At 27.8% G+C, this 20,372-nt stretch carries 20 protein-coding genes and 1 other annotated feature; of the genes, 16 read left to right on the top strand and 4 right to left on the bottom strand.

Annotation, left to right across the window (positions count from 1 at the left end; all coding sequences use genetic code 11):
* From RDX53_RS10085 to RDX53_RS10070, 4 genes are all read left to right on the top strand, one after another.
* Positions 1 to 986, top strand: a 986-nt coding sequence (locus RDX53_RS10085) for a phosphoribosyltransferase family protein (protein WP_307994085.1), incomplete at its 5' end; no start/stop codon positions are given.
* Positions 987 to 1,005: 19 nt separating this feature from the next.
* Positions 1,006 to 2,097, top strand: coding sequence for a cysteine protease StiP family protein (locus RDX53_RS10080; protein WP_195931846.1), 1,092 nt, complete (start codon positions 1,006 to 1,008; stop codon positions 2,095 to 2,097).
* 1 nt (position 2,098) lies between these two features.
* Complete coding sequence (locus RDX53_RS10075; RefSeq protein ID WP_195931847.1) at positions 2,099 to 2,887, top strand: HAD hydrolase family protein; 789 nt, start codon at positions 2,099 to 2,101, stop codon at positions 2,885 to 2,887.
* Between the two features lie 237 nt (positions 2,888 to 3,124).
* The gene (locus RDX53_RS10070; protein ID WP_307994084.1) at positions 3,125 to 4,222 is read left to right on the top strand and encodes a KamA family radical SAM protein; all 1,098 of its coding nucleotides are present in this window, start codon (positions 3,125 to 3,127) and stop codon (positions 4,220 to 4,222) included.
* A 211-nt stretch (positions 4,223 to 4,433) separates the two neighbouring features.
* Here RDX53_RS10070 and RDX53_RS10065 read toward each other — a convergent pair whose 3' ends face one another.
* Both RDX53_RS10065 and RDX53_RS10060 read right to left on the bottom strand, forming a co-directional pair.
* Entirely contained in the window at positions 4,434 to 4,649 is a 216-nt protein-coding gene (locus RDX53_RS10065; protein ID WP_195930706.1) for a DUF2992 family protein, read from the bottom strand.
* A gap of 177 nt (positions 4,650 to 4,826) precedes the next feature.
* Positions 4,827 to 5,237 carry a hypothetical protein gene (locus RDX53_RS10060; protein ID WP_195930704.1) on the bottom strand — a complete coding sequence of 137 codons (411 nt, stop codon included), beginning with the start codon at positions 5,235 to 5,237 and terminating at the stop codon, positions 4,827 to 4,829.
* Between the two features lie 255 nt (positions 5,238 to 5,492).
* Here RDX53_RS10060 and RDX53_RS10055 point away from each other — a divergent pair, with 255 nt between their 5' ends.
* From RDX53_RS10055 to tyrS, 12 genes are all read left to right on the top strand, one after another.
* Positions 5,493 to 7,166 (top strand): NEAT domain-containing protein, encoded by a 1,674-nt coding sequence (locus tag RDX53_RS10055; RefSeq protein WP_195930702.1) that lies wholly within the window; start codon positions 5,493 to 5,495, stop codon positions 7,164 to 7,166.
* 9 nt (positions 7,167 to 7,175) lie between these two features.
* Complete coding sequence (locus RDX53_RS10050) at positions 7,176 to 7,811, top strand: NEAT domain-containing protein (RefSeq protein ID WP_307994082.1); 636 nt, start codon at positions 7,176 to 7,178, stop codon at positions 7,809 to 7,811.
* 45 nt (positions 7,812 to 7,856) lie between these two features.
* A complete protein-coding gene (locus tag RDX53_RS10045) occupies positions 7,857 to 8,360 on the top strand; it encodes a class D sortase (protein WP_243269582.1) in 504 nt (167 codons plus the stop codon).
* A 153-nt stretch (positions 8,361 to 8,513) separates the two neighbouring features.
* Positions 8,514 to 9,386 carry a heme ABC transporter substrate-binding protein IsdE gene (isdE, locus tag RDX53_RS10040; RefSeq protein WP_243269581.1) on the top strand — a complete coding sequence of 291 codons (873 nt, stop codon included), beginning with the start codon at positions 8,514 to 8,516 and terminating at the stop codon, positions 9,384 to 9,386.
* Positions 9,379 to 10,383 (top strand): iron ABC transporter permease, encoded by a 1,005-nt coding sequence (locus RDX53_RS10035; protein ID WP_195930697.1) that lies wholly within the window; start codon positions 9,379 to 9,381, stop codon positions 10,381 to 10,383. Before isdE ends, RDX53_RS10035 begins: the two co-directional genes overlap by 8 nt.
* On the top strand, positions 10,383 to 11,156 hold the full coding sequence (locus RDX53_RS10030; protein ID WP_195930696.1) for an ABC transporter ATP-binding protein: 774 nt from the start codon (positions 10,383 to 10,385) through the stop codon (positions 11,154 to 11,156). The genes RDX53_RS10035 and RDX53_RS10030 overlap by 1 nt, the downstream gene beginning before the upstream one ends.
* A gap of 122 nt (positions 11,157 to 11,278) precedes the next feature.
* Positions 11,279 to 11,659, top strand: coding sequence for a YbaN family protein (locus RDX53_RS10025; RefSeq protein WP_195930694.1), 381 nt, complete (start codon positions 11,279 to 11,281; stop codon positions 11,657 to 11,659).
* Between the two features lies 1 nt (position 11,660).
* A complete protein-coding gene (locus tag RDX53_RS10020) occupies positions 11,661 to 13,448 on the top strand; it encodes an ABC transporter ATP-binding protein/permease (protein ID WP_195930692.1) in 1,788 nt (595 codons plus the stop codon).
* A gap of 1 nt (position 13,449) precedes the next feature.
* Positions 13,450 to 15,126 carry an ABC transporter ATP-binding protein gene (locus RDX53_RS10015; RefSeq protein ID WP_195930691.1) on the top strand — a complete coding sequence of 559 codons (1,677 nt, stop codon included), beginning with the start codon at positions 13,450 to 13,452 and terminating at the stop codon, positions 15,124 to 15,126.
* A gap of 94 nt (positions 15,127 to 15,220) precedes the next feature.
* A complete protein-coding gene (locus tag RDX53_RS10010) occupies positions 15,221 to 15,517 on the top strand; it encodes a nitrous oxide-stimulated promoter family protein (RefSeq protein WP_007286881.1) in 297 nt (98 codons plus the stop codon).
* A gap of 211 nt (positions 15,518 to 15,728) precedes the next feature.
* Positions 15,729 to 15,977 (top strand): TIGR03905 family TSCPD domain-containing protein, encoded by a 249-nt coding sequence (locus RDX53_RS10005; protein ID WP_307994081.1) that lies wholly within the window; start codon positions 15,729 to 15,731, stop codon positions 15,975 to 15,977.
* 117 nt (positions 15,978 to 16,094) lie between these two features.
* Positions 16,095 to 16,324: a binding site (T-box leader), on the top strand.
* Positions 16,325 to 16,453: 129 nt separating this feature from the next.
* A complete protein-coding gene (gene tyrS, locus RDX53_RS10000) occupies positions 16,454 to 17,683 on the top strand; it encodes a tyrosine--tRNA ligase (protein ID WP_307994080.1) in 1,230 nt (409 codons plus the stop codon).
* 71 nt (positions 17,684 to 17,754) lie between these two features.
* Here the strand turns inward: tyrS and RDX53_RS09995 are convergent, their stop codons facing one another.
* Positions 17,755 to 18,741, bottom strand: coding sequence for a lipoate--protein ligase (locus RDX53_RS09995; RefSeq protein WP_307994079.1), 987 nt, complete (start codon positions 18,739 to 18,741; stop codon positions 17,755 to 17,757).
* Between the two features lie 154 nt (positions 18,742 to 18,895).
* On the bottom strand, positions 18,896 to 20,239 hold the full coding sequence (locus tag RDX53_RS09990) for a Na+/H+ antiporter NhaC family protein (RefSeq protein WP_307994078.1): 1,344 nt from the start codon (positions 20,237 to 20,239) through the stop codon (positions 18,896 to 18,898).
* Positions 20,240 to 20,372 lie beyond the last annotated feature (133 nt).

The raw sequence follows: 20,372 nt of genomic DNA, 5'->3' as shown, positions 1-20,372 counted from the left end.
ATTCTGGTGTGATTATATCTTTTGCAGAGACGGCCACAGGACTTGGACATAGCGTATTTAATCATATAAATGCTGATTTTGAGTTTATTCATACAACAAGAGAGATAGTAAAAAATAAAAAGACACTAGATTTTTTAGAAGAACATTCTCATGCTACAGACCACTATCTTTATTATGAAGATTTAAATTATTTTAAAGATGGAGAAGAAATAATATTAGTCGACGACGAGATAACTACGGGAAATACATGTATAAACTTAATAAAAAAGATAAACAATTTATATCCTAAAAAGAGGTATACAATATGCTCCATATTAAACTGGATGGATGAATATTCTTTTAAAAGATTCAAAAGTTTAGAAAAAGATTTAAATACAGAGATAAATTTTGTATATTTATTTTCAGGCAGCTTTATATTTAAATGTGATGAAGAAAAAATAAAAAGTAAAATAAAAGAAAGTGAAAATATAGATAAATATATTTTGAAAAAAAATAAATTAAAAGTAAATTATATTTATATCGATATGGATAAGTACGAACAAAATAAAAAATACTTAAAATATACAGGACGATTTGGCATAAATAAAAAAGATCAATTAGATCTGATAAGTAAAGTTAAAAATGAATGCTTTAAATTAAATATATTAGATAATGAAAAGGTATTGTTTTTAGGTAGTGAAGAGTTTATGTATATACCTATGTTGTTTGCAGACCAATTAAAAAAAAGCGATATATACTACCATTCGACTACTAGAAGTCCAATAATAGACATAGATATTGATAATTACCCTATAAAGACAAAATTTACTCATAATAGTCTTTACAATAAAGGTGTAGTCAATTATGTATATAATATAGACAAAATAAAATATGACAAATGCTTTTTATTTTGTGAAATAAATAAAGATAAAGAAGAATTTGAAGAAATTATAAAAATATTTTCGAATACAGATATAAAAGAACTAAATATAGTTTTATTTAAATAATATATAAAGGGAGAATAATATGAAGGAATTTTCGACATACAGCAAAGAAGATGTTATCTTTTTATTAAAAGATATATCTAATATGATAGTAGAAGAAGATAATTTGACGAGGGAGAGAAAAATACAAAGTGGAACTCATTATTCAGAGATGATACCTGTAGAATATCAAGTAAGTGATGAGTATTTAACTTTATACAGAGAAAAATTAAAAGACAACAAAGAAAAATTAGCTTTTGCAATCGGGGTAATGAGTGAAAAAATCTTAAAAAGACATAATCAAAATCCAATATTAGTTTCATTGGCAAGAGCAGGCACACCTATAGGAATACTTGCAAAAAGATATATAAAACAAAGATACAATATAGATTTACCTCATTATACAATTTCTATAATAAGAGATAGAGGTATAGATATAAATGCAATTAAATACATAATAAATAAACACCATAACAGTCAAAATATACAATTTATAGATGGATGGACTGGAAAGGGAACTATAGCTAATGAACTTAAAAAGGCATGTATTGAGCTTGAAAATACATTTAATACAGAGTTTGATCCATCTTTAGCAGTACTTGCCGATCCATGTGGATATTCAAATATATATGGTATAAGAGATGACTTTTTAATACCAAGTGCATGTTTAAACTCTACAGTAAGTGGACTTATAAGTAGAACAGTACTTAGAGACGACTTAATCGGACAAGATGATTTTCACGGTGCAAAATACTATAGTGAATTAAAAAAAGTAGATGAATCAAATAATTATATAGATACAATACAATCTTGTTTTAAAGGACAATATAAAAATATAGATAGAGAAATTGAAAATTGGACAGAAGATAAAATAACTCAAATTGGAAATGATGATGTCGAAAATATAAAAGATAAATACGATATAGATGATATAAACTTTATAAAACCTGGAGTTGGGGAGACAACGAGAGTGCTTTTGAGAAGAGTTCCATATAAAATACTTGTAGATGATATAAATAATAAAAAACTAAAACATATATTAGTTTTAGCAAAAGAAAAAAACGTAAAAGTAGAAGAGTTTAAATTTAAAGCTTACAGTTGTTGTGGAATAATAAAACAAATGAAGGATATATAATATGATAGTTTTTTCAGATTTAGATAGAAGTATAATATATTCAAAAAGATTTTTAAAAGACGACACTACTAAACTCGAGATAGAAATCTACAATGGAGAAAATATATCTTATATATCAAAAGAGACAGTTGAACTTATTAAAAAAATAAAACAGAATAGTTATTTTATACCTACAACAACGAGGACAATAGAGCAATTTAAAAGAATATCATTTTCCAAATACGGATTAGATTTTAAATATGCAGTAACTTCAAATGGTGGAAATATTTTAGTAAATGGAGAAGTAGACAAAGAATATAAACTACTTATAAAAGAAAAATTAAAATTAAGTTCACATATTGAAGATATAATTAAATTGTTAGAAAATTATAAAAGTATAAAAGGCATAAAAAAAATTAGAAAGGCAGAAGAACTATTTTTATACATTGTGATAGATAGAGATACTTTTGACTTTAAATTGCTACAACCTTTTATAGACGAAATAAAGAAATTAAATTGGGATACATACATAAATGGAACAAAAATTTATTTTTTACCTGCAGAATTAAAAAAATCTACAGCAGTAAAATATCTATGTAACAAATTACAACATAAAGACACATTTGCAATAGGGGATTCAATAATGGATAAAGATATGCTAGATGTATGTAAAAATTCTTATGTTCTAAAGCATGGTGAATTATCAAATTTAATAGATAATAATTGTGATAATTTATCAATAAGCACAAGACAGAGCTTTAATGGAACAGAAGAAATATTAAATAAGATTATATTATGTCAAACTAAATAAAATAGTAACATTTATCTACTAAAAATATTAAATAAAAGCTTATAGGAATTGTATTTCTGATAATAAAAATACAATTCCTATAAAAATAAAAAATGAATAATATTAAGATTTGAAATATACAGTTGTATTTTAAAATAAAATGTAAACTGATGTAGTAATTTTAAATACAATACAAATAGAAAAAGTTGTTAGATTTTGGTATAATATAATTATAAAACTAAAATAGGGGTGATATTTATGAGTTGTCCAGCAATACTAGAGAAAAATATAAATAGATTAAATGATTTATTTGTACTCTTAGATTTAAGCCCAAGTGAACAAAAAAATATAATGGAAATAGCAGAAAAGTTTCCAATATCTATACCAGCATATTATTTGTCACTTATTAATAAAGAAGATAAAAATGACCCTATAAGAAAAATGGCAATACCATCTGAGTTTGAAAAGGACTTAGAAGGGACATTTGATACTAGTGGGGAAGGAGACAACACTGTAATTACAGGAATGCAACATAAATATAATGAAACAGTTATGATTTTATCCACAAATCAATGCGCTATGTACTGTAGACATTGTTTTAGAAAAAGATTAGTGGGATTATCTGATGAAGAAATAGCTAAATATTTTGAAGAAATGGCTCAATATATAAAAGAGCATAAAGAAATCTCAAATGTACTCATTTCTGGAGGGGACTCTCTTGTAAATTCTAATACAAAAATAGAGTATTTATTAAAATTGTTTACATCCATAGATAATTTAGATTTTATAAGATTTGGTACCAGAATACCAGTCGTTATGCCACAGAGAATATCTGAAGATTTGCAATTATTAGAAATATTAAAAAAATATTCAAAGAAAAAACAAATCTATATAGTTACGCAGTTTAATCATCCAAATGAAGTAACAGAAGAATCTAAAAAAGCAATAAAAATGCTTCAAAAAATAGGTATAGTTGTCAAAAACCAAACTGTACTCTTAAAAGGAGTAAATGACGATTCTCATGTTTTAGGATCATTATTAAAAAAACTTACATCAATCGGTGTAGTACCTTATTATATATTTCAATGTAGACCAGTAAAGGGAGTAAAAGGACAATTTCAAGTTCCATTTGAAAGGGGCTATGAGATAATTGAAGGTGCAAAAGCTATGCAAAATGGACAGGGTAAATGTTTTAAATATTGTTTTTCTTGTGAAAGTGGCAAAATAGAAGTCGTTGGTAAATTAGGAGATGAAATGATATTTAAATTTCATGAGGCAAAATACGAAAAAGATTACAGCAGAATTTTTACTAAAAAACTAGAAAAAGATACATGCTGGTTATATGATATAGATTAAATTATATAATCAAATATAGACTAAAGTTTTATTTGATTCAAAATAAAAAGACGTGAACAATAATTCACGCCTTTTTTTATTCTAAGGAAATTATATATTATCTGGTTTATGGATAATGTATAATTTCCAACCTATTAACTTAAGCAACGGAATCTCCGATTCGTTGGCGCCATGAGCGAAGCGAATTTTTTATTTTATATTATTAAAAAATCTAAATTAATATTGATTTGTCTATATCAAATTTACTTTTTTTGAAAGTTAAGTTATTAAAATTTTTTACAAAATATTTGTAAATATCACTAGAAACAGGTTCAAAATCAAAAAACAATTTACATATTTCAACTTCATCACCTGTTTTTCTAAAATACTCACAAATCCACTTTGGCTCTTCAAAATATATTTTTAGATTTGCAGACACATTATTCATATTAAATCCCCCCAGACTAATTATAAAGAGTTAGTATAATTCTTAATAATAATTATTCTGAAAGTTTACAAACTATTCCAAAAATAACAAGTATACATAGAAAAAACTTGTACTAATTTAAAATTAATACAAGTTTTGTAAACTAGAGAGATATATATAATTGAAAAGTATCAACATCTATCTCATCATTTTATCTTCTTTATCTAAAATTAAATCGACATCTACTTTACCGTCGATAGCTTTTTTAATAGCTTCTTCAATAGTCTTACCAAGAGGCATTAAATGTGTAGTATGATAAGAAACTTTGTCTAATGTTCCAAAACAAAATCTATAACCAGTTGAAAATCCAAATAAAGTGTAATGCCCATCATATTTTTCCTTAGCTATATAGTCGGCAACTATTAAAGCTTGTGCTAAATCCATGTTGTCCATGTTTTTTACAAATATAAGTTTTTCTTTAGGTAAAACTTTTTTTATTGAATCATCATCTAGTCTAACGAGCGCTTCATGAGTGCTTATTTCTTTTAAATATACACCTAAAGAACTTTCACTACCATTATCATATAAAATTCTATCGCCAAATTTCATGACTAAATCCCCCCTGATAAAAACTTTTTTTTAGTCTATAAATTATTGTTCTATATATAAATTATAGTCTAATAGATTTATTATTTCAACAAATATTGGATTAAAAAGAATTGAAAAAATACTAAAAATAATTAGAAAAAGGACGAAATTAAATGGTTTGAAAAATTTTATTGAAAAACATAGTTATTTCTAATTGACATTGATTATCAAATTGTGTTACTCTTATATCAGAAAAAATTGAAAGTGAGGAGTACAATGATATTTAAAAGCAAAAAAGTAAAAACAGCTATGGCTGCATTAGCAATTTTAACAATATTTGGGGGGAGTATAAGTAGTTCATATGCAGCTGAACTAACTAACGCACAAAGTGCTGTTGTAGCAAGTCAACAAAGAATAGACTTAGATACAACTTTCAAAAAAGATAATTCAGATGAAGCATCTTCTGCAAATAGTTACCTACAAGACAGCTACTTAAAAGTAGAAAACGGAAAAAGATATATGGTTTTAGAATTAGGATCTGGAGATTTAATGAAATCTGTAGTACCTACTATAAATGGTCAAGAAATAAAATACGAAAATGAATTAAATGAATCAACTAAAGTTAGAACTATTACTTTCGAAATATCTTCTTTAAATGATGATATAAGAATAAAATTCCAAATAAATCCATTTGGTAATTTTATAGTAAATGCTACTGCTAGAGTAGATGCTAAAATATCAACAGGTTCAACTGAGGACAAAGACGATACAGTTACTAGTCCAACTCAAAAACCACAACAACCAGAACAACAACCAGAGCAAAAACCTGAAGAAGATAAAGATAACAAAGACGATAAAGAAGATAAAGACGACAAAGAAGAAGACAAAGATGATAAAAATGACAATGTAGATAACGGAAACAATGGAAACAACAACGGAAACAATTCAAACGGATCTACATCAGATAAAAATGACAACAACTCATCAAATGGAACATATAAAAATGGTCATTATCAAGTAAAAAATGTTGTTATATTAGACAATCCAGTAGGATATTCAATGGTTAGAGGAATCTTAAACGAAACTAGTAACGTTGAAATAAAAGATGGAAAATACTACTTAACATTAGAAATAGGACAAAGTAGTTTAATGAAAAATATAGTTATAAAAGCTAACTCAAAAACTTTAAGCTATACAAAAACAAATGTTGGAAATGATACTATAAGAATAAAAGTTGAAATACCAAGTTTATCAACAAAACTTAACATAAGTACATATGTAGATGCAATGAGCAAAACAGTTGATTTCGATGTTAAATTAAACGAATCTACATTAAAATTTGTAAGTGCTAACCAAGAAGGTCAATTACCAGAAAACAACAACCAAGGTACTATACCAGGTGGCGGAAACACAGGTGGAGGATCAAATGATTCAAACTCTGGTTCAAATGATACAGTAGTTGGAGATACTGCTACAAAAGGTAAACTTTATACTATACAAAATAAAGTAGTTCACCAAAACGAAACTGGTAGAGAAATGGCTAGAAAATATTTAAACCAAACTTCTAAAGTAGAAGATATAGATGGACAACTTTACTTAACACTTACATTCACAGGTACAAACTTAATGAACAACCATAAATTCTATGTAAATGGTTCATTAGTAAGCCATCAAGTAACTGCATCTTCTTCAACTAGCAAAAGCTACAGATTTAAAATAAGCTCATTAAAAGATGATATAAAAGTAAGTGCATACATAATACCAATGAGCAGATCAGTTGAATTCGGTGTTCAATTATTAGAAAGCACTTATACATTTGTAAAAGATATAGATGGATCAGGAAGTAGCTTACCACAAACAGGTAGCGTAATAAACGCAGAATCAATGTTAGCTGGTGGTAGTTTAATAACTGCATTAGGTGCATTTATAGGAAGAAGAAAAAGAAAGTAGGACTTAAGCATGAAAATTTTAAAGCATTTATTTACTATATGTTTGACTATACTTTGTTTAACTAATGTAGCATTTGCTGCAGGAAATGAAGATATAGAACCAGGATTATACAACATACAAAACGACGTTTATCATGAACAAGAAATTGGAATGACAATGGCGAGAACTTATTTAGATGAGACTATGCAACTTGAAGTAGTAGGTGACGTAACTTACAACTACATAATAGGATTTAGTGGAACTGAATACATGAACAATCACAGATTTACAGTAGATGGTAAACCTGTAGAAAATGTAGAAACTGTTGAAGAAGGTGCTTCAACTGTTAAATTAAAATTTAACGTTGATTCATTAGATTCAAAGATCCAAACTCAAATATATGTTGACGCTATGGGAAGAGACGTTGAATTTGATATAATACCTAATTTCGATACTTTAGAACTTGTTGAAAAATACGAAGTAGAAGAAGAAGAGGAAGAAGTTAAAGCTACAAATACTGAGAATGAAGAATCAAATAATGATGCTGAAAAAACTCAAGACGAAGCTAAAGAATCTAAATCTTCTACACCTGTAATAATAGCAGGAGCAGTAGCTGTAGTAGCAGTTGTTGCGGGAATAGTAATATTTAATAAGAAGAAAAAATAGATGCGAAAAAAATTAAGTATATTTTTAATCCTTGTGGGATTATTAATGATAATAATCCCGCAAGGATTAAGGTATTATTCAAAATATGTTGAAAACAACAGTATAGATAAGTTCAAACAAGAAATAAAACAAGCTGAAGTAAAACAAACTTATGAACCTGGAGAAGAAATCGCAATTATGAGGGTTAATTCAGTAGGTTTGGAAACAGTAATCGTAGAGGGCACAGATAATAAGTATCTAAAATATTATGCATGTCACTTTGAAGGAACTGCTATGCCAGGAGAAGAGGGCAATTTCTCTGTTGCAGGACATAGTAGTTATTTGTATAACCAAGTATTTAACGAACTACACAAAGTAAAAATAAACGATGAAATAGAAATTGAAACTACAAAGGGCATATTTAAGTATAAGATAACAGAAAAATTTGATACAGAGGCTGAAAATACTTCAGTACTTACCCAAGATATGAGTAAAAAAGAGATAACTTTAGTTACTTGTACAAATGGTGGTAAAAAAAGACTTATTATTAAAGGAGAAATTATGGAGTAATTTCTCTTAAATTTTGGCAAATAAGGATAAATTAAATATCATAAAGATAAAAAAGCCAAAATATGGATTTGAAAATTATTTAAATTTATATAAATGACAATTAAAGAGAATTAAAAAAGACAGTATTGTGATATAGGAAATGAGGACGAGAAGTTGAAAAAGATTTTAAGTTTAATATCTATTTTAATGGTTACTTTTTCTGTAGTTGGATGTTCAAGCAGTAATACAGATAGCGCTAGTTCAGAAAATAATTCAGCTAATAAAGGAGATGTAGTTGTAGCAACATCTGTTGCAATAACTCAAATACTTGATAGATTAGATGTAGCAGTTAGCGGTGTTCCAAAAACTAATTACGACCTTCCAGAAAGCGCAAAAGGTGCAACAGAAGTTGGAAGTCCAATGAGTCCAGATATGGAAATAATAAAATCATTAAATCCTACAAGTGTAATATGCGTAGATACACTAGGAAGTGATTATGAAAAACAATTTAAAGAAAATAACATAGACGCTGATTTTTACAACTTAAGCACAGTTGATGGATTAAAAGAAACTGTAACAGCTTTAGGAGAAAAATTCGGAAAACAAGATAAAGCAAATGAAATACTAGATGAAATAAACAAAGTAGAAGAAAAAGTTAATTCTAATAAAAAATCGGATGATAAAATCTTAGTATTATTTGGGGCACCAGGAAGTGTAATGGTTGCAACAGATAAAAGTTATGTAGGAAATTTAGTTGAATTAGCAGGAGGACAAAATATATTCTCAAATGCAGCAACTTCATTTACAACACTTAACTTAGAAGAGATAATAAAATTAAATCCAGATAAAATACTAGTTATGACTCATGCTGATCCAGAAGTTGCAAAAAAAGCAGTATCAGATGAGTTAAGCAAAGAACTATGGCAAAATGTAAATGCAGTTAAAAATAACGATATAACTTATTTAGAAAATGGTTATTTCGGTATGAGTGCAAACTTACAAATAGTTGAGGCTGTAGAAAAATTAGGAGATATATTATATGAGTAGAATAGAAACACATACTTTAAGTAGTTCTAAAAAAATATGCATGATACTTGGTACAGTTTTTATTTTATTGATTACAATATTAATATCTTTAAGAATAGGTAGTTTAGACATTTCAATCAAAGAATTACTTGAGGGAATGTTCTTAAATAGACAAAGTAACAACTTTTTAATTATTAAAGACCTTAGAATGCCGAGAGTTCTAAGTGCTGTTTTAATCGGTGGAAATCTTGCAGTAGCAGGTGCACTTTTACAAACTACTATGAAAAATCCACTAGCTGATCCTGGTATAATCGGTATATCATCAGGAGCTAGTTTAGCATCAATAGCTGTAATGGTGTTATTTTCACAATTTATAAAATACAAACTTATATTAGCTTTTATAGGTGGTATAGTAGCTGCTTGTCTTGTATATTTAATAGGAGAAGACAAGGGATTCTCACCAGTTAGAATAATTTTAGCCGGTGTATGTGTAAACTCAATCTTAAATGCATTATCATCAATGATGACAGTATTTAATAGTTCAGGAGTTTCAACTATACAAACTTGGCTTTTAGGAAGTTTAGTAAATGTAACTTGGGCAGATTTTAGAATATTAGCTTGTTATACAGTAGCAGGGCTTGTATTATGCTTATCAGTTATAAAATGCTGTGACCTTATGGGTCTTGGCGATAAAACAGCTCAAAGTTTAGGGTTAAATGTAAATAAAGTTAGAGTATTAATAACTTTTGTAGCAGTATTTTTAACAAGTATATCTACAGGAGTTGGTGGTGTTATATCATTTGTCGGACTTGTAATACCACATATATGTAGATTCTTAATAGGATCTAGTCATAAATTCTTAATACCATTTAGTTATGTTATGGGAGGATTTTTACTTCTTGTAGCAGACACAATATCTAGAAATATATTTAGACCTTACGAGATACCAGTAGGGGTAACAATGTGTTTAATAGGTGGTCCATTCTTTATTTATATACTTAGAAGGAGCAAAAGATAATGGTTAAGTTAGAAAATATAAGTTTTTCTTATAATAAAAAACAAGAATTTATAAAAGATTTATCATTAGAATTTAAAAGTGGAGAAGTTACTACTATCCTTGGACCAAATGGAAGTGGAAAAAGTACACTTTTACATATGATATCTACTTACTTAAAACCTAAGTCTGGAAAAATATATTTAGGAGATAAAGACTTAGGCAAGTTAAAACAAAAAGAAATTGCAAAATATATATCATGTGTGTATCAAGAAAATGAAGCACCAGATGATATAACTGTTAGAGACTTAGTTGCATTTGGTAGAACTATATATCCAAATGTTAAAAAAGAAGATAAAGAAGAAAATGAAAGAATGATAGACTTTGCCTTAAAAGCCACAGGTATAGAAGAAATACAAGATAAAAAAGTAGTTAATTTATCGGGTGGACAAAAGCAAAGAGCATTTATAGCAATGTCGCTTGCACAAAATACAGGCGTATTACTTCTTGATGAGCCTACAACTTATCTTGATATTTACCATCAAATAGAGATACTAGAAGTAGTAAAAACTCTAAACGAAAAGTACAATATTACGATAATAATGGTTTTACATGATTTAAACCAAGCTATAAACTATAGTCATAATATCGTAATTATGAAAAATGGGAAATTAATAAAGCAAGGTAGATCACAAGAAGTTCTAGATGAAGATACTATAAAAGATGTATATAACGTAACAGGATATATACATAAACAAGATGAAGAGGTGTACTTTATACCTAAGCAAATTTGTTAGATTATAATTTATATAATCTCATCTAATATTAATATAAAATATTTTAAACAAGGATGCTTATATAGGCATTCTTGTTTTACTAAATAGGTAATTTCCAAATATTTCAAATTAGGGGGAGAGATATGTTATCTCTAAAAAAAATAGGGCTTATAGCTCTTGGAACGATTTCATTAGCAATAGGAATAATAGGAATATTTTTACCTTTAATTCCTACAACACCACTATTACTTTTAACATCTTACTGTTATATAAGTAGTAGTGAAAAATTAAGCGAAAAATTCATGAATACAAAAATTTACGATAAATACGTTAGAAACTTCCACGAAAAAGGTGGAATGACTTTAAAAGGTAAATTAATGCTTACTATACCAGTATCATTACTTTTACTATTTATGTTTATAACTATTAAAAGCCCAATAATGAGAGTAGTTATTGTAGTTATGTGGGTTACAAAAGTTGTATTCTTTACAAAAATGAAGACGATAAAAATCGAAGAGGTGTAAAATGTTTAAAAAGAGATTATTAGAACTATGCAATAGTTCTAAAAAATGGATTGCTATGACAGTTCTAATGAACTGGATATCAATTATATGTAACATATTAGTTATCCTATTTATAGGAAATACAATAGATAGTTTAATAAAATCAGAATTAGAAATAAATTACTTAAGAGATGGTCTTTATATAGGATCACTTTTAGTAATAAGATTCTTAGCAAATTATTATTCAACAAGATTCTCACTTAACTCATCAAGTGAAGTTAAAAAAATATTAAGAGAAAAAATATATGAAAAATTATTAAATATAGGTGTAAATTACAATAAATTTATATCTACATCATCAGTAGTACAAATAGGTGTTGATGGTGTTGAGGCGTTAGAAATATACTTTGGTAGATTTTTACCACAATTATTCTACAGTGCATTAGCTCCACTTACATTATTTGTAGTAGTATCATTTATAAGCTTTAAAGTAGCATTAGTATTATTAATATGTGTACCTTTAATACCGCTTACAATAATGGCAGTTATGAAAATAGCTAAAAAATTATTAAGCAAATACTGGGGTGTATATACTAATTTAGGTGATTCATTCTTAGAAAATCTTCAAGGTCTTACTACTTTAAAAATATTTGACTTAGATGAAGAAAAAAATAAAGAGATGAATGAAGATGCAGAAAACTTCAGAAAAATAACAATGAGAGTTTTATTAATGCAGTTAAATTCAATAACAATAATGGATTTAGTTGCTTACGGTGGTTCAGCAATAGGTATATTAATAGCTATAAGCCAATTTAGAAATGGGATAATAACTCCTGGTGGGCTTTTAATTATAATACTTTTAAGTGCAGAATTCTTCTTACCGATGAGACTTTTAGGTTCACTATTCCACGTTGCTATGAATGGTATATCAGCAAGTGATAGAATATTTGACTTACTTGATATAGAAGTAGAAGAAAAACCATCTTTAACTGAAGAACAAATGAAATCTCTTGAAAATATAGACATAAAATTAGAAAACGTGTCTTATAGTTACGACAAGAAAAGAACAATATTAGAAGATATAAATATAGACATAAAAGAAAAACAAACTGTTGCGTTTGTCGGAGAAAGTGGTTCGGGAAAAAGTACAATCACTAGCTTACTTCTTAAAATAGACGAAGTAGATAAAGGTGCTATAACATTTAACGGAATTAACTTAAACGACATACCATTTGATGTATTAAATAAAAAAGTTGGATTTATAAACCACAACGCTTATATATTCAACACAACAATAAGAGAAAATATAAAAATGGGTAAAAAAGATGCTACAGATGAAGAAATCTATGCAGTATTAAAAGAAGCAAACTTAGATAGCTTCGTTAAAAACCTTCCAAACAAATTAGATACAAAAGTTGGAGAAGGCGGAAACTTACTTTCTGGTGGACAAAAACAAAGACTTTGTCTTGCTAGAACAATAATCAAAAACCCAGATATCTATATATTCGACGAGGCTACTTCAAATATAGACGTAGAAAGTGAAGAGAAGATTTGGGAAAGTATAGAAAAAATATCTAAAGATAAAACAGTTATAATAATTTCACACAGATTATTAAACGTTAAAAATGCAGATACAATCTACATGTTAGAAAATGGAGTAATAGCTGAAAGCGGAAACCATAACGAGCTTATGCTAAAAGGCGGAGTATATAAAAACTTAGTAGATCACCAAAATGATTTAGAAAACATATACAGCGAATTAGAAAGTAAAAACTTAGAAAAAACTTCAGATGAAATCGAGGTGATATAGTATGAATAAAGAGAGACAATCAGGATTTAAAATAATGTTAAGACTTATAAAAGTCTTAAAACCACTAGCACCAATAATGATGATAACTATATCATTCGGTATATTAGGATTTTTAGCTGCAACTGCAATAACATCATTTGGTATGGTTGCAGGAGCAGATATATTAGGATTTAATGTAGGTATGAGTGCCTCTACTGCTATAAAAATAGTTATAGCTTGTGCAATACTTAGAGGTATACTTAGATTTATAGAGCAGTATTCAGGACACTTTATAGCCTTTACAATACTTGCAATATTAAGAGATCAAGTTTTTAAAGCGTTAAGAAAATTAGCTCCAGCAAAACTTGAGTCAAAAGAAAAAGGTAGTTTAATATCTATAATAACAAGTGATATAGAATTATTAGAAGTATTCTATGCTCATACAGTAGCTCCAATAGCAATAGGTGTAGTGACATCAATTATAATAGCATGCGTATTATTTAGTATAAACCCAGTATTCGGGGCATTATCAGTAGTATTTTATTTAATAGTAGGATATTTTATACCAGTATTCTCATCAAAATTTGCTAAACAAGGTGGGGTTGAATATAGAGCTGCATTTGCAGATTCAAACTCATACTTCTTAGAAAGTTTAAATGGTATAAAAGAAATACTTTTATTTGATAAAGGTGAAGATAGAAAAAATGCTATAAACGAAAATAGTGAAAACTTACACGAGAAAATGGGTGTAATAAAAGGTCATGAGGGAATAATAAGAGCCTTCACTGATATAGTAATAATGATAGCAATACTTACATTCTTATTTGTAAGTATAGAGTTAAATAAACAAGGTCAAATAACAATAGGACAAGGATTAGTTGCAATAGTAACTCTTGCAAGTTCATTTGGACCAGTTGTTGCACTAAGCAACTTATCAAACAACTTAATTCAAACATTTGCATGTGCACAAAGACTATTTGATATATTAGACGAAGTGCCAGTAGTTGAAGATGTAGAAGGTGAAATAGAACTTTCTTCAAAAGATATAAAAGTAGATAATATAAGCTTTGATTATGAAAATAGAGAAAATATATTAAAAGACTTATCACTTGATATTAAAAAAGGTGAAAAAGTCGCTATAATAGGTGAGAGTGGATCTGGTAAGAGTACACTTCTTAAATTAATGATGAGATTCTGGAATGTAAATAAAGGTGAAATCTCAATAGGTGATGAAAACTTAAAAAATATACCTACAAAAACTTTAAGAAAATCTCAAACTCTAGTGAGTCAAGATACATTCTTATTTAACGATACAATATTAAATAACATCAAAATGGGTGATAGAAATGCAAGCTTTGAAGAAGTTGTAGAGGCCGCTAAAAAAGCATCTATCCATGAGTTTATAATGAAACTTCCACAAGGATATGAAACAAATGTTGGAGAATTAGGTGGAAACTTATCATCAGGTGAAAAACAAAGAATGTCTATGGCTAGAGCATTCTTAAGAAATAGTGACATACTTATACTAGACGAGCCTACAAGTAACTTAGATACATTAAATGAGGCAAGTATATTAAAAAGTATAGATGATGAATGTAAAGATAAAACAATAGTAATGGTATCTCATAGAAAATCAAGTAGTGCAATATGCAATAAGAGATACGGATTAGAAAACAAAAAACTTGTACGTATACAATAAATATAGTACTAGATAGAGTTTTATAGTTTAGTAGGCCTGTGATTTATCATACGGCCTACTTTAAATTGAATTTATGAGGAAATGGAAGATAGATATGAGTAGAATAGAAAGAGAAAAAAAGATAATAGGCGTTATGGTAGATATCTACTGTAAGAAAAAACATAAACACAAAGACGGTTTATGTGAAGAATGCCAAGAATTATTAGATTACAGTAGACAAAGACTAGATAAGTGTAAATTCGGTGAAGAAAAAACTTACTGTCAAAAATGTCCTATACACTGCTATAAAAAAAGCATGAAAGAAAAAGTAAAAGACGTTATGAAGTTCAGTGGTCCTAGATTATTAATATACAGACCAGTTGATTTCTTCAGACATCTTATAGGAAAATAAGAAAATATTTAGCTTAAAGATTTTTGCAATTTATTATAAAAAGGAGATAAAGTTTTTGTGATTTATCTCCTTTTTTTGCTTATTTCCCTTGCAATTTGTGCCATTTTTATGGATAATAGATATAGCTAAAAATAATATAATAATAGTAAAAATATGTATTGTATATTGTTTATAATTATAGAATATACAATTAAAAAAATGGAGGTATATAATGGAAATAAACTTTAAAACTTCAGGAATATGCTGTAGAGAAATGAACTTCTCAGTTGATGAAAATAACACAATAACTGACGTTGAATTCATAGGTGGATGTAACGGAAACCTTTCAGGAATGGCTAAATTATTAATAGGACAAAATGCATTAGAAGTTGCAGACAAATTAGAAGGAACTACTTGTGGAAACAAAATGACTTCATGTCCAGACCAATTATCAAAAGCTATAAAAGAAAATATAAAATAATTACATAGATAAAATATATTTATATTTAGTATTAATATATAATTATTGACAAAAATTTTGACTTTGAATATAATATAATGTATATGTATATAAAATCAAAATTTGTCAATAATAATATAAAAAGCTAAGATAAGGAATAGTAATAATAATAACTTAAACAGAAAGTAGCCGGTTGATGAGAGGCGCACTAGGGATATTATGAATACACCTTTGAGCTTCACTCTGAAATAATAGTAGGAAGTGACGTGAGCACACGTTATAGTGCAGAGTTTTTAACTCACTGAGGTAGATAATGTGAATTATCTATAAACAAAGGTGGTAACGCGAGATATGCCCTCGTCCTTTAGATAGGACGAGGGCTTTTATATTTTACAAAATAAATTTTTCATATTAACTAAATTAAAACTTAATAAATATTTTAAAAAATTTATTAAAACATGAAATTATATTTAATTTTAAATAAAGGAGTGAATAAAATGACAGTATACGAAGAATTAGTCGAAAGAGGACTTATCGCGCAAGTAACTGACGAAGACGAATTAAAAGAATTAATAAATGCAGGTAAAGCTACATTCTATATAGGATTCGATGCTACTGCTGATTCTCTACATGTAGGTCACTTTATGGCTTTATGCTTAATGAAGAGATTACAAATGTCTGGTAACAGACCTATAGCGCTAGTAGGTGGAGGAACTACAATGATAGGTGATCCATCTGGTAGAAGTGATATGAGACAAATGATGACTCCAGAGATGATAAATCACAACTGTGAGTGCTTCAAAAAACAAATGGCTAAATTTATAGATTTCTCAGATGACAAAGCAGTATTAGTAAACAACGCTGACTGGCTACTTGACTTAAATTATGTAGACGTATTAAGAGAAGTTGGTTCTTGCTTTAGCGTTAACAGAATGCTTTCTGCTGAATGTTACAAACAAAGAATGGACAGAGAAGGTGGGCTTACTTTCTTAGAATTCAACTACATGATAATGCAAGCTTACGATTTCTATCAATTATACCAAAAATACGGATGCCAAATGCAATTAGGTGGTAACGACCAATGGTCAAACATGCTTGCAGGAACTGACCTAATAAGACGTAAATTAGGAGAAAATGCATACGCTATGACTATAACTCTTCTTCTTAACTCTGAAGGTAAGAAAATGGGTAAAACTCAATCAGGTGCTGTATGGCTAGACCCTAATAAAACTTCTCCATTTGAATTCTACCAATACTGGAGAAACGTATCAGATGCTGACGTTATAAAATGCTTAAAAATGCTTACTTTCTTACCACTTGAAGAAATAAAAGCAATGGAAAACTGGGAAGGTAGCGAACTTAATAAAGCTAAAGAAATACTTGCATACGAATTAACTAAATTAGTTCACAGCGAAGAAGATGCAGTAGCTGCTCAAGAAAGTTCAAGAGCATTATTTAGCCAAGGAAATGCTGCAAATATGCCTACTGTTGAGTTAAGTGAAGATGATTTAGAAGAAGGTAAAATAGATATAATAAGCTTACTTGTTAAAGCTGACCTTGCACCAACAAGATCAGAAGCTAGACGTAATATACAACAAGGTGGAGTTTCTGTAAATGGTGAAAAAATAACAGATATCCAAGCTACAGTTTCTAAAGAAGAATTAGAAGGTGACGGAGCAGTTGTAAAACGTGGTAAAAAGAAATTCAAAAAAGTTATAGTAAAATAATTTATATTTAATATAAAAAAGGAGTTATGAAATTAATCATAGCTCCTTTTTATATTAATTTTTTGTTTTTACTATTTAACTCCCATTATACCATCGACTAATACATCTACACTTGCATTTAAGAAGTAGTCATTTATATTTACATCTTTTAAAGCTTCTCTTATAGACTGTTCATTGTGTTTAACACCAGTTAATTTCTCTTCTATAAATGATACATCTTCTTTTCCAAAGAAATCACCAAAGAATTTAATATCAGTTATAATTCCTTTTTCTACATTTAAATTAAACTCAACGTTTCCTCCAGCATATTTTAATTCATTGCTTAGAGCAAATTTTGGTGAGTTACCATAGTTCCAATCCCAAGTACTGTATTTTTCTTCTACTAATTTTTCTATAGAGGCTATGTCTTCCTCAGTCATAGTATACATTTTACTATCTTTGTCTGTTTTAGCTACAAAATCCATTAAGTAATCTTTAAATTCTAAAACTGTCATAGGTTGTTTTAAATGCTCACTTATATTAGTTACTCTCGATTTAACAGATTTAACAGATTTACCTTCAAATTTTATAGGTTTTACTTTAAGTGCAGCAGATAAGTCGTTTATTTCAGAAGAAAATAATAAAGTACCGTGGTGCATAACTTTATTTTGATAGTTGTATTGAGCGTTTCCTGAGAACTTTTGTCCGTCTATTAATAAGTCATTACGTCCAGAGAATTCTGCATTTATTCCAAGTCCTTTTAAAGCTTCTACAATAGGCATAGTAAAGCGTTTAAAATCACTAAAGCTATTGTTGTTACAAGCTATAAATGTAAAGCATAAATTTCCTAAATCATGAAAAACTGCTCCTCCACCTGATTGTCTTCTAACTACTTTTATGTCGTGTTCTTTTACGTATTCGTAATTTATTTCAGATAAAGTATTTTGGTTTTTTCCAACTACAATTGCTGATTCATTTCTCCAAAGTAAAAATAAATCTTCATTTGTATTTTTTAAGAAGTATTCTTCCATTGCTAAATTAAAGTAGGGATTTGTTCTTTCGTTGTAAATTAATAACATTAAATTGTTGTCCTCCTATGGATTTAAAATATTTTTAATATGAATACAATATAAATTTATATTTTAATAGTAATACTTTCGACATAAATATAAAAAATCCTTTAATTTGTATCAAAATTTTTCCAATGACTTTTAGATAAATAAAAACTTAATTTTAAATACTTTCTTTATTTAAATCTTTATTTTCAGATTTAAAAAGATTAAATTTTTTTCTAATAAAGTGAATTATAGGGACTATATAAAGATAAAATGCAAACGGGATATAGCTGTAGATATTTATTTTAAGTAGTGAAGAAGGCACAAGAGCAGCTATACACCAAGGAATTAGTGCAGGAGTTAATATTGCTGAGTTTGAAATATCAAGTGCCAATTCATCATTTGGCTGATCTTTATATAAATCTTTGACAATATCGAGTGTCAAAATAATAGCTATAGTTTGACTACAACCTACAGCGGCGTTTATTATTCCAAGAATTACTGTTACTAAAAAGATAGATGATTGGGATAAGTTTTTTTCTTTTAATTTTTCTTTAAAGCTATCAAATATATTGAGTCCGCTGAAAAATCCTGAAATACAGCAAGAAATTATAATTATATAACATGTTTTTAACATGGAGATTATACCTCCACCTTGAATTATATTTTTTAATACATCAGAATTATTTGTATAGCCTAAAATAAGACAATTTAAAAAGTTATAAATACTTGTATGTTGGATTAATATATCTAATATAAAAGCACATAATATGCTTATTGGTAGAGAGTGAGTTATTTTGACTTTAAATATAGAAAGTAAAAATAGTACGATAGCTGGCAATAATAATAAGATAGATACATTGTAGTAATTATATAATTCTATACTAAGGCGATTATCTATAGATGTAAGTGGGTATTTAAGTGAAAATACGAGGTAAAATACTATGCACAAAATAAAAGGAATAATATTATCAATTACTAGTTTTTTTACATAATCAAATAATTTTAAATTAGTCAAATTACAAAGCAAAAGTAAACTTGATGACAGGGGAGAAGTTCTATCTCCAAAATATGCCCCAGAAAAAATTGCCCCACCTAATAGACCTAAGTTAATTCCAGCTGCTTTTCCTATTATAACAAGGGGTATTCCTACAGCGCTTACTGTTCCAAAAGAAGTTCCAATAAGCATAGATACTAAACTCGTAATCAAAAACGCGCACAATATAAATAAATTAGGATTTATATATTTTAAAGCGTAGTAAATAATACTAGAAATTACACCGGAGCTTAACCATGAGCTTATAAGCATACCTATTAAAATCAATATAATTATTATATCTAGTGATTTTTTAGTCTCAACCCAATAAAGCATTCCTATTTTTTTTAGTGAGTATCCTCTTTTTAAAGCGACAAATGTAAAAAATAAAAGAGATATACTAAGTCCGAATCCAAGGAATATATTATTTAATACACTAAATACAAGTATTAATAAAGTAAATAATATCCCTATAAAAATTAACATAAAATATACCTTCTTTCCAATTAATTTGATTTATTAAATTGTAGCACAGGAGAGTATACTTTAAATCATATTTAGTAATTATTCTAAATAAAACGTAAATGTAATATTACTTTAAAAAGTGTAGATAATATAT

The organism is uncultured Intestinibacter sp., from assembly GCF_902468165.1.
Taxonomy (GTDB): Bacteria; Bacillota; Clostridia; order Peptostreptococcales; family Peptostreptococcaceae; genus Intestinibacter.
The sequence above is the reverse complement of the archived record's forward strand: the minus strand, read 5'-3'. Positions and strand labels throughout refer to the sequence as shown.

Excerpts from the sequence above, each read along its gene's own strand:
- RDX53_RS10080 (WP_195931846.1), top strand. The coding sequence starts at position 1,006 with ATGAAGGAATTTTCGACATACAGCAAAGAAGATGTTATCTTTTTATTA.
- RDX53_RS10075 (WP_195931847.1), top strand. The coding sequence starts at position 2,099 with ATGATAGTTTTTTCAGATTTAGATAGAAGTATAATATATTCAAAAAGA.
- RDX53_RS10070 (WP_307994084.1), top strand. The coding sequence starts at position 3,125 with ATGAGTTGTCCAGCAATACTAGAGAAAAATATAAATAGATTAAATGAT.
- RDX53_RS10065 (WP_195930706.1), bottom strand. The coding sequence starts at position 4,649 with ATGAATAATGTGTCTGCAAATCTAAAAATATATTTTGAAGAGCCAAAG.
- RDX53_RS10060 (WP_195930704.1), bottom strand. The coding sequence starts at position 5,237 with ATGAAATTTGGCGATAGAATTTTATATGATAATGGTAGTGAAAGTTCT.
- RDX53_RS10055 (WP_195930702.1), top strand. The coding sequence starts at position 5,493 with ATGATATTTAAAAGCAAAAAAGTAAAAACAGCTATGGCTGCATTAGCA.
- RDX53_RS10050 (WP_307994082.1), top strand. The coding sequence starts at position 7,176 with ATGAAAATTTTAAAGCATTTATTTACTATATGTTTGACTATACTTTGT.
- RDX53_RS10045 (WP_243269582.1), top strand. The coding sequence starts at position 7,857 with ATGATAATAATCCCGCAAGGATTAAGGTATTATTCAAAATATGTTGAA.
- RDX53_RS10035 (WP_195930697.1), top strand. The coding sequence starts at position 9,379 with ATGAGTAGAATAGAAACACATACTTTAAGTAGTTCTAAAAAAATATGC.
- RDX53_RS10030 (WP_195930696.1), top strand. The coding sequence starts at position 10,383 with ATGGTTAAGTTAGAAAATATAAGTTTTTCTTATAATAAAAAACAAGAA.
- RDX53_RS10025 (WP_195930694.1), top strand. The coding sequence starts at position 11,279 with ATGTTATCTCTAAAAAAAATAGGGCTTATAGCTCTTGGAACGATTTCA.
- RDX53_RS10020 (WP_195930692.1), top strand. The coding sequence starts at position 11,661 with ATGTTTAAAAAGAGATTATTAGAACTATGCAATAGTTCTAAAAAATGG.
- RDX53_RS10015 (WP_195930691.1), top strand. The coding sequence starts at position 13,450 with ATGAATAAAGAGAGACAATCAGGATTTAAAATAATGTTAAGACTTATA.
- RDX53_RS10010 (WP_007286881.1), top strand. The coding sequence starts at position 15,221 with ATGAGTAGAATAGAAAGAGAAAAAAAGATAATAGGCGTTATGGTAGAT.
- RDX53_RS10005 (WP_307994081.1), top strand. The coding sequence starts at position 15,729 with ATGGAAATAAACTTTAAAACTTCAGGAATATGCTGTAGAGAAATGAAC.
- tyrS (WP_307994080.1), top strand. The coding sequence starts at position 16,454 with ATGACAGTATACGAAGAATTAGTCGAAAGAGGACTTATCGCGCAAGTA.
- RDX53_RS09995 (WP_307994079.1), bottom strand. The coding sequence starts at position 18,741 with ATGTTATTAATTTACAACGAAAGAACAAATCCCTACTTTAATTTAGCA.
- RDX53_RS09990 (WP_307994078.1), bottom strand. The coding sequence starts at position 20,239 with ATGTTAATTTTTATAGGGATATTATTTACTTTATTAATACTTGTATTT.